This is a genomic window from Herbaspirillum sp. (assembly GCF_017744395.1).
In the GTDB taxonomy this organism is placed as follows: Bacteria; Pseudomonadota; Gammaproteobacteria; order Burkholderiales; family Burkholderiaceae_D; genus Herbaspirillum.
Genome location: NZ_JAGIBI010000001.1, coordinates 452,179 through 464,072, shown reverse-complemented (window position 1 = coordinate 464,072; position 11,894 = coordinate 452,179). Strand labels below are relative to the sequence as shown.

Genomic DNA, 11,894 nt, shown 5'->3' with positions numbered 1-11,894 from the left:
CGCCGCAACGCCTCAACCTCCCTTCGCAGCCTTGAACATGGCCTTGATTCCGCGCACCGCCTGGCGGATGCGCGACTCGTTCTCGATCAGGGCGAAGCGCACATACTCGTCGCCGTATTCGCCGAAGCCGATGCCCGGCGACACGCAGACCTTGGCCTGCTCCATCAGGATCTTGGAAAACTCCAGCGAACCCAGGGCGCGGTAAGGCTCGGGAATGCGCGCCCAGATGTACATCGAGGCCTTGGGCACATCGACCATCCAGCCGGCCTCGTGCAAGCCCTTGACCAGCACGTTGCGGCGCTTTTCGTAATTGGCGCGGATTTCCTCCACGCAGGACTGGTCGCCTTCCAGCGCGGCGATCGCAGCCACCTGTACCGGCGTGAAACTGCCGTAGTCGTGGTAGCTCTTGATGCGCGCCAGCGCCGCCACCAGCTTCTGGTTGCCGACCATGAAGCCGATCCGCCAGCCGGCCATGTTATAGCTCTTGGACATCGTGAAGAATTCCACCGCGACATCGCGCGCGCCCGGCACCTGCATGATGGACGGCGCTTTCCAGCCATCGAAGGTGATGTCGGCGTAGGCCAGGTCGTGCACCACCAGGATATTGTGCTCGCGCGCCAGCTTCACCACACGTTCGAAGAACTCCAGCTCCACGCATTGCGCGGTCGGGTTCGAAGGGAAACCCAAGATCATCATCTTGGGCTTGGGATAGCTTTCGCGCACCGCGCGTTCCAGCTCGTCGAAGAAATCCACGCCCGGGCTCATGCGCACCGAGCGGATGCTGGCGCCGGCGATGACCGCGCCGTAGATGTGGATCGGGTAGCTCGGATTGGGCACCAGCACGGTGTCGCCCTTGTCCAGCGTGGCCAGCATCAGGTGCGCCAGGCCTTCCTTGGAGCCGATGGTGACGATGGCTTCGCTGTCCGGGTCGAAGTCCACTTCATAGCGCGACTTGTACCAGTGCGCGATCGCACGGCGCAGCCGCGGAATGCCTTTGGATGCGGAATAGCCATGCGTATCGGGCCGCTGCGCGACTTCCACCAGCTTCTGCACGATGTGCGGCGGCGTGGAGCCGTCCGGGTTGCCCATCGACATGTCGATGATGTCCTCGCCGCGGCGGCGCGCGGCCATCTTCAGTTCGGCGGTGATGTTGAAGACGTACGGCGGCAGGCGATCAATGCGCGGAAAGCTGACCGGGATGGCGTTGGTATCGGGAACAGGTGAGGAAGGGGAAACGTCAGGCGTGCGCGAAGGCTCGCGCGGATCTGCGGATTGCGTCATGTTGGACTTTCACGTCAGCGCCCGGAACCGTCCGAGCGACGTTGGAACGAATGTTCCGCAGAAGATTCTATGCGCGAATGCGCTGTCGCACAAGATGCAACAGCGCCCTTTCGTCATTCGTATTTGCGCGCGTCCTCGATCACCTTGCCGTCATTGGGCAGGCTGCCCGGCGCCACGAACATCACCTCGCCGCGCAGCTTGGTCAGCTCGCGCAGGCTGCCGGCCACGGCGGCCGCATCGATGGCCGGGTCGTCCGGATTGCCGATCTCGCAATGCAGGGTCATGATGTCGTTGGCCATCTCGCCGCTCACCACCAGCCGCGCCTTGAGCACGTCGCCATGCCGGCGCAGCACGTCGGCCACCTGGGAGGGATGCACGAACATGCCGCGCACCTTGGTGGTCTGGTCGGCGCGCCCCATCCAGCCCTTGATGCGCACATTGGTGCGCCCGCAAGGCGATACCCCCGGCAGTACCGCCGACAAGTCGCCGGTGCCGAAACGCAGCAGCGGGTAATCCGGGTTGAACGAGGTCACCACCACTTCGCCCACCTCGCCTTCGGCGACGGGATCGCCGGTGCCGGGGCGCACGATCTCCAGGATCAGTTCCTCGTCCAGCACCATGCCGGGATGCACCGTCCCTTCGCTCATGGTTTCGTAGGCGATATTGCCGATGTCGGCCGAGGCGTACAGCTGCAGCACATGCGGCACGCCATGCTCATGGAACCAGGCGCGCAACGACGGCGGCAAGGCCTCGCCGCTGACCAGCGCGCGCTGCACGCTGCCGATGTCGGCGTTCATCTCGCGCGCCTTCTCGATGATGATCTTGAGGAAGGATGGCGTGCCGACATAGGCATCCGGCTTCAACGCAGCCATCGCGTTGACCTGCAGCTCGGTCTGGCCGATGCCCGCCGGGATCACCGCGCACCCCAGTTTGGCGGCGGCGCCTTCGACCATGAAGGCGGCCGGCGTGAAATGGTAGGCGAAACAGTTCTGCACGATATGGCCGGCCGCCAGCCCCAGCGCCTTCATCGGACTGGCGAAGCGCCACCAGTCGGCGCCATGCCCTTCCGGATCGAAGATCGGCCCGGGCGACATGAACAGCCGCCGCAATTGCCGCGCCGGCGTGCTGTTGAGGCCGCCGAACGGCGCCTCCCTCGTCTGCAGTTCCTTCAGGTCGGACTTGCGCGTGACTGGCAAGCGCGCCAGGTCGGCGCGTGTGCGCACCGCCTGCGCATCGATGCCGTGCAGGATGCGCGCCCAGCCCGGCGCCATCTGCGCGCGCGCCAGCAACTGCGGCAGGCGCGCCAGCAATTGCTCTTCGCGCTGCTGCGGGTCGCGCCGTTCCAGCGCGTCCAGTTCCGCAAGGGCTTGTCTGCTGTCTGCCATTTCCAGTGCCCTCGTCTCAAGCCAGCCAGCGTTTGCGGCGGCGGTAGAACTTCATGTCGCGGAAATTCTTGCGTTCACCGGACGACACGCCGAGGTAGAACTCCTTGACGTCCTCGTTATCCGACAGCTCCCGGGCCGCGCCCTCCATCACCACCCGGCCGTTTTCCAGGATGTAGCCGAAATCGGCGTAGCGCAGCGCCACCATGGTGTTTTGCTCGGCCAGCAGGAACGAGACTTTTTCCTTGGTGTTCAGGTCCTTCACGATCTCGAAGATCTCTTCGACGATCTGCGGCGCCAGGCCCATCGACGGTTCGTCCAGCAGGATCATCGAGGGCTTGGCCATCATGGCGCGGCCGATCGCCGTCATCTGCTGCTCGCCGCCCGAGGTGTAGCCCGACTGCGACTTGCGCCTGACCTTCAGGCGCGGGAAATAGTCATAGATCTTTTCCAGCTCCTGCTTCACTTCGCTGTTGCTGATGCCGCGCGTGTAGGCGCCGGTCAGCAGGTTCTCTTCCACCGTCAGGTGGCCGAAGCAGTGCCGCCCTTCCATCACCTGGATCACGCCGCGCTTGACGAGGTCGTTGGGCGTCATGCGATCGACCCGCTCGCCGCGGAACTCGATGCTGCCCTTGGTGACGTCGCCGCGCTCGGCGCGCAGCAGGTTGGAGATGGCCTTGAGCGTGGTGCTCTTGCCGGCGCCGTTGGCGCCCAAGAGCGCCACGATCTTGCCGTCCGGCACGTCCAGCGAAACGCCTTTCAAGACCAGGATCACGTGGTCGTAGATGACTTCGATGTTATTGATCGAGAGCGCAGTACTCATAGGTTCGTTCGCTATTCAAAAAAGCACCGGCGGCGATGGGAGACATGCATGGCCGCCGGCGCAAGCGCCTACTTCATGCAGGCAGGAGTCATACCTTTTTCTTTTGCGTATTTGGCGGCCGATGCCTTGAACAGCGGGTGGATCAGGTTCTTGTTGCCTTCGATCCAGTCCGACACCAGCACCCACTTGCTGCCGTCCCACTGCTGGATCTTCACCTTGCCGGAACCTTCATGGTTGTCGCACGAGGTCTTGATCTCCGGCAGCAGGCCGGTCGCGCCCAGCTGCTGCAGGCGGGCATTGGTGATGTTCAGGTTTTCCAGGCCCCAGCGCACCTGCTCGCCGCTCATGACCTTGCCCTTGCCGAACTTGTCCTGCGCGGTGCGCACCGCTTCCACCGTGGCGATGGCGGCCGAGACGCCGCGGTTGTACAGCACCGAGCCGAGCTTGTTCTTGTCCTGCATGTTGCCGCGGCCGGCGCCGTAGACCACCTTTTCGATATCGGTGATCACCGGCACGTTCTTGCCGGCCACGTTCCAGGTGGCGGAGAGGTAGCCCTTGGCGGCTTCGCCGGCGGGGATGGTGTCTTCCTCAGAGCCGGCCCACCAGGAACCGACGATCTTGTCGCGCGCATAGCCGACCTTCTGCGCCGCCTTCAGCGCGGTCTGGTTCATCACGCCCCAGCCCCAGAAGATCACGTAGTCGGGGTTCTCCTGGCGGATGCGCAGCCATTGCGCGCCCTGCTCGTTGCCGGGGTGCGCCACCGGGATTTCCACCAGCTTGAACTTGCCGATGCTGGACTCGGCCTGCAATGCCACGATCGGCTCCTTGCCGTAGGCCGAATCGTGGTACAGGAACACGATCTTCTTGCCCGCCAACGAACCGCCGTTCTTGCCGGCCAGGTACTTGACGATGGCCGAGACCTGCATCTGGTAGGTGGTCACCAGCGGGAAGGCGTACGGGAACACCGAACCGTCCACCGCGTCGGTGCGGCCGTAGCCGATCATCAGGAGCGGCACCTTGTCTTCCGCGGTCTTGTCGATCAGCGCGTAGGAGATGCCTGTGGCCATCGGATTGATCGCGGTGCCGCGGGTCACGCTGTTCTTGTTCTTCATGCGCTCGTAGCACTCCACGCCCTTGGCGTTGTTGTACTCGGTCTCGCACTCTTCCCACGACAGCTTGACGCCGTTGACGCCGCCGTCCTTCAGGTTGACGTAGTTCAGGTAATCGACATAGCCGCCGTAGTAGGACTGGCCGTTGGTGCCATAAGGCCCGACGCGGTAGCTGGGAATGGCGATGAACTGGTCATTGGCCTGGGCCGCCGCCGGCAGCGCCGTCGACAGCAGGCTGGCGGCGGTTGCCGCTGCCAGCATCAGGTGTTTCATGCTCTTCATGGTCTCGTCTCCTTGTTGTGTTGTTATTCCATCCAACTCATGCATTCATGCATCCCACCCCGCGCCCTTTCAATGCGGGAACGGCCACAACCGCAATTTCTCCTTGGCGATCTGCCACAGCCGCGCCAGCCCGTGCGGCTCGACGATCAGGAAAAAGATGATCAATGCGCCAAACACCATCAGTTGGATATGCGACACGGTGGCGTTGGTGAACGGCAGATGCAGCAGCGTGGCCAGTGGCGGCAAGACGTTGTCGAGGAAGATCGGTAGCAGCAGGATGAAGGCCGACCCCAGGAAGGAACCGAGGATGCTGCCGACGCCGCCGATGATGATCATGAACAGGATGCGGAACGACAGGTCCAGCGCAAAGCCGTCCGGCTCCACCGATCCCAGGTAGCAGAACGCGTACAGCGCGCCGGCCACGCCGCAGTAGAAGGAACTGACGGCGAAGGCGGTCAGCTTGGTGCGCATCAGCGGGATGCCGATCACTTCCGCCGCCACGTCCATGTCGCGCACCGCCATCCAGGCGCGGCCGGTGGAAGAACGCACCAGGTTCTTTGCCACCAGCGCCATGACGCTGACGATGGCCAGCACGAACAGGTATTTCTTGACCGGCGTATTGATGTCGATGCCGAACAGGTCGATCTTGGGCGTACTGATCACGCCCGAGGAACTGTTGTTGGAGAACCAGGAGAACTTGGTCAGCGCCCACACCACGAAGAACTGCGCCGCCAGCGTCGCCACCGCCAGGTAGAAGCCCTTGATGCGCAGCGACGGCAAGCCGAACAGCACGCCCACCACCGCCGCGCAGCCGCCGGCCAGGATCAGCGTCAGCAGGATGGGGATGCCCTCCACCCGCAACTGGAAGTTGTAGGCGGCGTAAGCGCCCACCGCCATGAAGGCGGCCGAGCCGAGCGACAACTGGCCGGCATAGCCGGTCAGCACGTTCAGGCCGAGCGCGGCCAGCGCGAACACCAGGAACGGGATCAGGATCGCCGAGAACCAGTATTCGCTGCCGGCCAGCGGCACGGCGATGAACGCCACCGCCATGAACAGCGCGAATACGATGCGGTCTTGCCGGATCGGGAAGATCTGGCTGTCGGCGATGTAGCTTGTCTTGAATTGTCCTGCTTCACGGTACAGCATGGTGCGTCTCCAATGAATTGACTGCCGGTTTGCTTACACCCGGTCGATATGCCGTTCGCCGAACAATCCCTCCGGCCGCACCAGCAGGAACAGCAGCGCGAACACATAAGGGAACCAGCCTTCGATGCCGCCGAAATTGCCGCCGAAGGCATCCTGCATGACCGGCGGGATGTAGATTTCCGCCAGCTTTTCGGAAGCGCCGATGATCAGGCCGCCGACGATGGCGCCGGGGATCGAGGTGAAGCCGCCCAGAATCAGCACCGGCAGCGCCTTCAGCGCCGTCATGGTGAGCGCGAACTGCACGCCATTGCGCGAGCCCCACAGCAGCCCCGCCACTAGCGCCACGAAACCGGCCACGCCCCACACCACGGCCCAGATATGCTGCAGCGGGATGCCCAGCGACAGGGCCGCCTGGTGGTCGTCGGCCACGGCGCGCAGCGCGCGACCGACCTTGGTCTTCTGGAAGAACAGCGCCAGCGCCGCCACCAGCGCCACCACCATGCCGGAAGCGAACAGGTCGAACTTGGAAATGCCGATGCCGATGCTGTCCATCACCGACATGATCGGTTCGTCGACGATGCCCAGGTCGATCGGGCGCACTTCGTTACCGAACAGCAAGGGTCCTAGGCCTTCGAGGAAGAAGGTCAGGCCGATGGTGGCCATGAACAGCGTGATCGGCGGCTGGTTGACCAGCTTGCGCAGCACGAAGCGCTCGGTCGCCAGGCCTACCAGGATCATCACCAGGAAGGCGCCGATCACCGCCGCCCACATCGGCATGCCCTTGTCCATCAGCCCCACCACCGCCAGCGCCGCGAAATACACCATCGCCCCCTGGGCGAAGTTGAATACGCCGGAAGCCTTGTAGATCAGCACGAAGCCCAGCGCCACCAGCGAATACATCAGGCCGGAGAGCAAGCCGCTCAGCGTCACTTCGAAAAAGAATTGCATGTCATCTCCTTGCCGCTGCGTTGTTCTTGTTGTTCTTGTTTTTTCGGTTCAGTGCGAGGTGCCCAGGTAGGCCTTGATCACTTCCTCGTTGTTCATCACCTCATCGGGCGTGCCGTCGCCGATCTTCTTGCCGTAGTCCAGCACCACGACGCGGTCGGAGATGTCCATCACCACGCCCATGTCGTGCTCGATCAGCACGATGGTGGTACCGAACTGGTCGTTGACGTCCAGGATGAAGCGGCACATGTCCTGCTTCTCTTCCACGTTCATGCCGGCCATCGGTTCGTCCAGCAGCAGCATGCCGGGCTCGGCCGCCAGCGCGCGCGCCAGCTCCACGCGCTTTTGCAGGCCGTAGGGCAGGCGTCCCACCGGGGTCTTGCGGATGTGCTGGATCTCGAGGAAGTCGATCACCTCCTCCACCTTGTGCCGGTGCTCGATTTCCTCGTTGCGGGCGGCGCCCCACCACAGCGCGTTGGACAACAGGCCCGAACGCATCTTGGTGTTGCGTCCGGTCATGATGTTGTCGAGCACGGTCATGCCCTTGAACAGCGCGATGTTCTGGAAGGTGCGCGCGATGCCCTGGCGCGCGATAGCGCTCGGATGCATCCCCCGGCGCTGCTCGCCGCGGTAGACGATGTTGCCCTTTTGCGGATGGTAGACGCCGTTGATGACATTGATCATCGAGCTCTTGCCGGCGCCGTTGGGGCCGATGATGGCGCGGATCTCGTGTTCGCGCACATTGAAGGAGATGTCGGTCAGCGCCTTGACGCCGCCGAAGGACAGCGAGATGTTCTGCAAATCGAGGATCACCTCGCCAATTTGACGCCCCTTGGCGACGCTGCCTTGCGATGCCTGCTCTGGCGTGATTTCTTCAGTCATGTGTCGTTTCATGCTCGCACTCATCGATAGGTCGGCATCAAGCCGCACGTTCCAGCGCCGTGAAGGTCTTGGCGTCGGCGATCTTCAGGTCGGCCGCGATCGAACCCTGGCGGCCGTCTTCGAACTTCACCTGGGTCTCGATGTACTGCGTCGCCAAGCCGCCGTACAGCGCGTCGATCAGCACCGCGTACTTGTCGGCGATGAAGCCGCGCCGGACCTTGCGGGTGCGGGTCAGTTCCTCGTCATCCGGGTCGAGCTCCTTGTGCAGGATCAGGAAACGGTGGATCTGCGAATCGGCCAGCAACGGATCCTGCGCCAGGTCGGCGTTGACCTTTTCCACGCATTCGCGCACCAGCTCGTACACCGCCGGATTGGCCGCCAGGTCGGTATAGCCGCTGTACGGCAGGTTGCGCCGCTCGGCCCAGTTGCCCACCGCATCCATGTCGATGTTGATGAAGGCCATGCACTGCTCGCGTCCGTTGCCGAAGGTGACGGCTTCCTTGATGAAGGGGAAGAACTTCAGCTTGTTCTCGATGTACTTGGGCGCGAACATGCTGCCGCTAGCCATCTTGCCGACATCCTTGGCGCGGTCGATGATCTTGAGGTGGCCGTCGCTGTCGAAGAAGCCGGCGTCGCCGGTATGGAAATAGCCCTGGGGGTCGATCGCTTCGGCGGTGGCATCGGGGCGATTGAAGTATTCCTTCATCAGGCCCGGCGAACGCACCAGCACTTCGCCGTTGTCGTCGATGCGTACTTCCACGCCCTTCATCGGCCGCCCGACGCTGTCGAGCTTGACATCGCCCGAGGGCTGCATGCAGACGGTGACGCAGGTTTCGGTCATGCCGTAGAGCTGCTTCAGGTTGATGCCCAGCGAGCGGTAGAAGTCGAACAGGTCGGGGCCGATGGCCTCGCCGCCGGTATAGGCCACGCGCAGCCGCGACATGCCCAGCACATTCTTCAGCGGGCCGTACACCAGCAGGTCGCCCAGCGCGTATTGCAGGCGATCGGCCAGCGAGACGCCGGGCTTCTTGTCGAGGATGCGCATGCCGACGCGGCGCGCCACGCGCATGAAGCCGTGGAACATCTTGCGCTTGATCCAGCCGGCGTCCTCGATGCGGATCATCACCTGGGTCAGGATGTTTTCATAGATGCGCGGCGGCGCGAAGTAATAGGTCGGGCCGATCTCGCGCAGGTCGCTCATGACGGTGTTGGGCGACTCCGGGCAATTCAGGCAGAAGCCCGCCACATGCTGCTGCGCGAACGAGTAGAGGAAGTCGCCGACCCAGGCCAGCGGCAGGTAGCAGAGGATGTCGTCATCTTCGTTGAGATGGTCGAACTCCACCAGGGTGCGAGCGGTGGTGATCATCGCCCGATGTGAATGGCACACGCCCTTGGGCTTGCCGGTGGTGCCGGAGGTATAGAGGATGATGGCGACGTCGTCCGGGCTGCCGGCATTGACCTCGTCCATGAAGAAACCGGGATGCGCACGCTCGTAGGCGCGCCCCAGGTCCTGCACGCGGGCAAACGACAGCAGTTCGGGCTGGTGGTAGTTGCGCATGCCGCGCTCGTCGTCGTAGATGACGTGCGCGATGCGCGGCAGGTTTTCCTTGATCTCGAATACCTTATCGACCTGCTCCTGGTCTTCGGCCATGACGAAGTCGACATTGGCGTCGGCCAGCACATAGGCCATGTCGGCCGCCGGCGCGTCCTGGTACAGCGGCACCGGCCGGCCGCCCAATGCCTGGGCCGCCGACATCGCCCAATACAGGCGCGGGCAATTGTTGCCGATGATCGCCAGGCTCATGCCGCGCTTGAAGCCCAGCGCCGCCAGTCCGCAGGCGAAGGCGCGCACTTCCTCGGCCACCTGCTGCCAGGTCGTGGCCTGCCAGATGCCCAGGTCCTTCTCGCGGAAGGCCGGCCGTTGCGGGCGTGCCTGCGCATGCGCAAGCAGCAACCGCGGAAACGTTTGCGTTTCCGTGTCGTGTTTCGTCTCCACCATCTTCCCACCTTCTTTTTGTAGGCTCGGAGGACATTTCCCGGATGCGGGCAATGTCCGGTGTCGGGTCAGTCTGTGCCGTCTTGCTTACGCGGGTCTTACTGCATCCCTCGTGAGTTTTTACGTGCCAGCCGCCCTGTATTTTTCATCACTGCTTTTTTGCGATGATAGTAGAGTCAGTTGTTGCCAGCGGATGTCATCTCACCGACAATTGTCAAACTTTCGATATTGCGACGCATCATGATGGAGACACCAATAAGAAGCATGCTGGCAAAGAGCATCTGGGCGCAGGCGCTGACCGAGGAACAGTTGGCCCGGGTGGAGTCCGAGGTATCGAGCCGCAAGATTCCCGCCGGCGGCTACGTATGCCGCAAGGGCGATCCCGTGACGCACTGGATCGGCGTGCATGAAGGCCTGCTGAAAATGAGCAGCGTCTCGCCCGAGGGCAAGACGGTGTCGTTCGCCGGCATGGCCAACGGCGGCTGGCTGGGCGAAGGCTCGCTGCTCAAGGACGAGCCGCGCAAATACGACGTGGTGGCGCTGCGCGAAAGCCAGTTGCTGTACATGCCCAAGGCCACCTACATCTGGCTGCTGGACAACAGCATCCCGTTCAACCGCTTCCTGATCACGCAACTGAACGAGCGCCTCGGGCTGTTCATCTCGCTGGTGGAATACGACCGCATGCTGGAACCGGATGCGCGTGTAGCGCGCTGCCTGGCGGCCTTGTTCAATCCCTACCTGAACCCCGGCATCGGCCTGAACCTGCAGATTTCCCAGGAGGAAGTCGGCAACCTCTCCGGTACCTCGCGCCAGCGCGCCAACCAGGCTCTGCAAGTGCTGGAAAAGGCGGGCCTGCTGAAAGTGGATTACGGCAGCATTACCATCAACGACCTGGATGGCTTGCGCCAATTCCACGGATGAGCTCCCCTTGCCTGCCCGGCATTTCCACGGCCAAACCTGGCATGCAAGCCTGCGTTAATACAGGGCAACGTCAAAGGACGGCAAGCGCCGGAACCTGATTCCGGTGCTTGCCCGCTTCACCCTCTCAAGCCCGGAACCACCCCGCCGCAATCGGCCGCGACAGCAGCTTGCGGTACAGGCGCTCGCAAAGATCGGTCAGCGCGCCGCCCATGCTGCGCCAGGCCGGCGCGGCCAGCAGGCAGACCGCTGCCGCGACGACCACCGCTCCTGCCATATCCAGCGGGAAATGCACGCCCAGGAAAATCCGCGCCCAGGCCACCGGCATGCCCAGCAGCAATGTCACCAGGCCCGGGACACGCATGCCGCCCAGCAACAAGCTCAATCCCACGCTGGCGAAAACCGTCACATGGTCGCTCGGGAAGGAGGAATCCGCCGCATGCGCAATCCAGGTATGCCCCAGCCCGATCATGAACGGACGCGGATGGGTCCAGAGCAGGCCGATGAGCTGATTGACGCCCAGCGCGATCATGGTGACCGCCAGCGCATTGAGCAGGACCAGGCGCTGCCCGCGGCCTCCCCACAGCCATGCGCCGAGCAGGCACAAGGGAATCAAATAAATCAGGTAATCGGCCAGGCCGGTCGCCACGCCGATCTGCCAACCAGGCGTATCGGCGCCGGCGTTGATCTGCATAAAAAGACTGCGGTTTAACGCTTCAAACATATCGTTGCACTTTCTGTTTCCAAGACAAGGTCATTTGGAACGCCTTTGGCCGGCACAGGTTCCTGGCCCTATTTCAAATAGGATTTGACCACCTGCAAGACCACCTTCGCCTCCTCTTCGCGCAACTCCTCTTTAGCCTCCCTGACCACGTGATCCCTCATGTGCCCCTCGATGAGGGTGGACATGAGACCGTTGGCCGCGCCGCGAATCGCCGCGATTTGCTGGAGGATTTCGATGCAATCGCCTTCCTGCTCCAACTGCGTTTCCAAGGCCCGCAACTGGCCCTGCATCCGGCGCACCCGTGCCAGCAACTTTGGTTTTTCGTGAATCGTGTGCATTTCTCTTTCTCAAAAATATACTAGGGGGGAGTATAATGGAGCGACTTGCCCATCCACCGGCCAGATAC

Annotated in this window: 11 protein-coding genes; 1 reads left to right on the top strand and 10 read right to left on the bottom strand. The window is 63.0% G+C overall.

The window, feature by feature from the left end; genetic code table 11:
* Positions 1-12: 12 nt before the first annotated feature.
* From alaC to J7548_RS02095, 8 genes are all read right to left on the bottom strand, one after another.
* The gene (alaC, locus tag J7548_RS02130) at positions 13-1,281 is read right to left on the bottom strand and encodes an alanine transaminase (RefSeq protein WP_290969704.1); all 1,269 of its coding nucleotides are present in this window, start codon (positions 1,279-1,281) and stop codon (positions 13-15) included.
* A gap of 113 nt (positions 1,282-1,394) precedes the next feature.
* The gene (locus tag J7548_RS02125; protein ID WP_290969702.1) at positions 1,395-2,666 is read right to left on the bottom strand and encodes an AMP-binding protein; all 1,272 of its coding nucleotides are present in this window, start codon (positions 2,664-2,666) and stop codon (positions 1,395-1,397) included.
* A gap of 16 nt (positions 2,667-2,682) precedes the next feature.
* On the bottom strand, positions 2,683-3,486 hold the full coding sequence (locus J7548_RS02120; RefSeq protein WP_290969700.1) for an ABC transporter ATP-binding protein: 804 nt from the start codon (positions 3,484-3,486) through the stop codon (positions 2,683-2,685).
* Between the two features lie 68 nt (positions 3,487-3,554).
* The gene (locus J7548_RS02115; RefSeq protein ID WP_290969698.1) at positions 3,555-4,877 is read right to left on the bottom strand and encodes an ABC transporter substrate-binding protein; all 1,323 of its coding nucleotides are present in this window, start codon (positions 4,875-4,877) and stop codon (positions 3,555-3,557) included.
* 69 nt (positions 4,878-4,946) lie between these two features.
* Positions 4,947-6,023 (bottom strand): branched-chain amino acid ABC transporter permease, encoded by a 1,077-nt coding sequence (locus tag J7548_RS02110; protein WP_290969696.1) that lies wholly within the window; start codon positions 6,021-6,023, stop codon positions 4,947-4,949.
* Between the two features lie 33 nt (positions 6,024-6,056).
* Positions 6,057-6,971 carry a branched-chain amino acid ABC transporter permease gene (locus J7548_RS02105; protein WP_290969694.1) on the bottom strand — a complete coding sequence of 305 codons (915 nt, stop codon included), beginning with the start codon at positions 6,969-6,971 and terminating at the stop codon, positions 6,057-6,059.
* A 48-nt stretch (positions 6,972-7,019) separates the two neighbouring features.
* Entirely contained in the window at positions 7,020-7,850 is an 831-nt protein-coding gene (locus tag J7548_RS02100; RefSeq protein WP_290969692.1) for an ABC transporter ATP-binding protein, read from the bottom strand.
* Between the two features lie 37 nt (positions 7,851-7,887).
* A complete protein-coding gene (locus J7548_RS02095) occupies positions 7,888-9,849 on the bottom strand; it encodes an AMP-binding protein (RefSeq protein ID WP_290969690.1) in 1,962 nt (653 codons plus the stop codon).
* 261 nt (positions 9,850-10,110) lie between these two features.
* Between J7548_RS02095 and J7548_RS02090 the strand changes: the two genes are divergently transcribed.
* Entirely contained in the window at positions 10,111-10,767 is a 657-nt protein-coding gene (locus J7548_RS02090) for a Crp/Fnr family transcriptional regulator (protein WP_290969688.1), read from the top strand.
* Positions 10,768-10,891: 124 nt separating this feature from the next.
* Here the strand turns inward: J7548_RS02090 and J7548_RS02085 are convergent, their stop codons facing one another.
* Both J7548_RS02085 and J7548_RS02080 read right to left on the bottom strand, forming a co-directional pair.
* Entirely contained in the window at positions 10,892-11,458 is a 567-nt protein-coding gene (locus J7548_RS02085; protein ID WP_290969686.1) for an undecaprenyl-diphosphatase, read from the bottom strand.
* A 98-nt stretch (positions 11,459-11,556) separates the two neighbouring features.
* Positions 11,557-11,826, bottom strand: coding sequence for a metal/formaldehyde-sensitive transcriptional repressor (locus J7548_RS02080; protein WP_290969683.1), 270 nt, complete (start codon positions 11,824-11,826; stop codon positions 11,557-11,559).
* Positions 11,827-11,894 lie beyond the last annotated feature (68 nt).

Bases quoted from the DNA above. Each gene is read 5' to 3' on its own strand.
- alaC (WP_290969704.1), bottom strand. From the start codon at position 1,281: ATGACGCAATCCGCAGATCCGCGCGAGCCTTCGCGCACGCCTGACGTT.
- J7548_RS02125 (WP_290969702.1), bottom strand. From the start codon at position 2,666: ATGGCAGACAGCAGACAAGCCCTTGCGGAACTGGACGCGCTGGAACGG.
- J7548_RS02120 (WP_290969700.1), bottom strand. From the start codon at position 3,486: ATGAGTACTGCGCTCTCGATCAATAACATCGAAGTCATCTACGACCAC.
- J7548_RS02115 (WP_290969698.1), bottom strand. From the start codon at position 4,877: ATGAAGAGCATGAAACACCTGATGCTGGCAGCGGCAACCGCCGCCAGC.
- J7548_RS02110 (WP_290969696.1), bottom strand. From the start codon at position 6,023: ATGCTGTACCGTGAAGCAGGACAATTCAAGACAAGCTACATCGCCGAC.
- J7548_RS02105 (WP_290969694.1), bottom strand. From the start codon at position 6,971: ATGCAATTCTTTTTCGAAGTGACGCTGAGCGGCTTGCTCTCCGGCCTG.
- J7548_RS02100 (WP_290969692.1), bottom strand. From the start codon at position 7,850: ATGACTGAAGAAATCACGCCAGAGCAGGCATCGCAAGGCAGCGTCGCC.
- J7548_RS02095 (WP_290969690.1), bottom strand. From the start codon at position 9,849: ATGGTGGAGACGAAACACGACACGGAAACGCAAACGTTTCCGCGGTTG.
- J7548_RS02090 (WP_290969688.1), top strand. From the start codon at position 10,111: ATGCTGGCAAAGAGCATCTGGGCGCAGGCGCTGACCGAGGAACAGTTG.
- J7548_RS02085 (WP_290969686.1), bottom strand. From the start codon at position 11,458: ATGCAGATCAACGCCGGCGCCGATACGCCTGGTTGGCAGATCGGCGTG.
- J7548_RS02080 (WP_290969683.1), bottom strand. From the start codon at position 11,826: ATGCACACGATTCACGAAAAACCAAAGTTGCTGGCACGGGTGCGCCGG.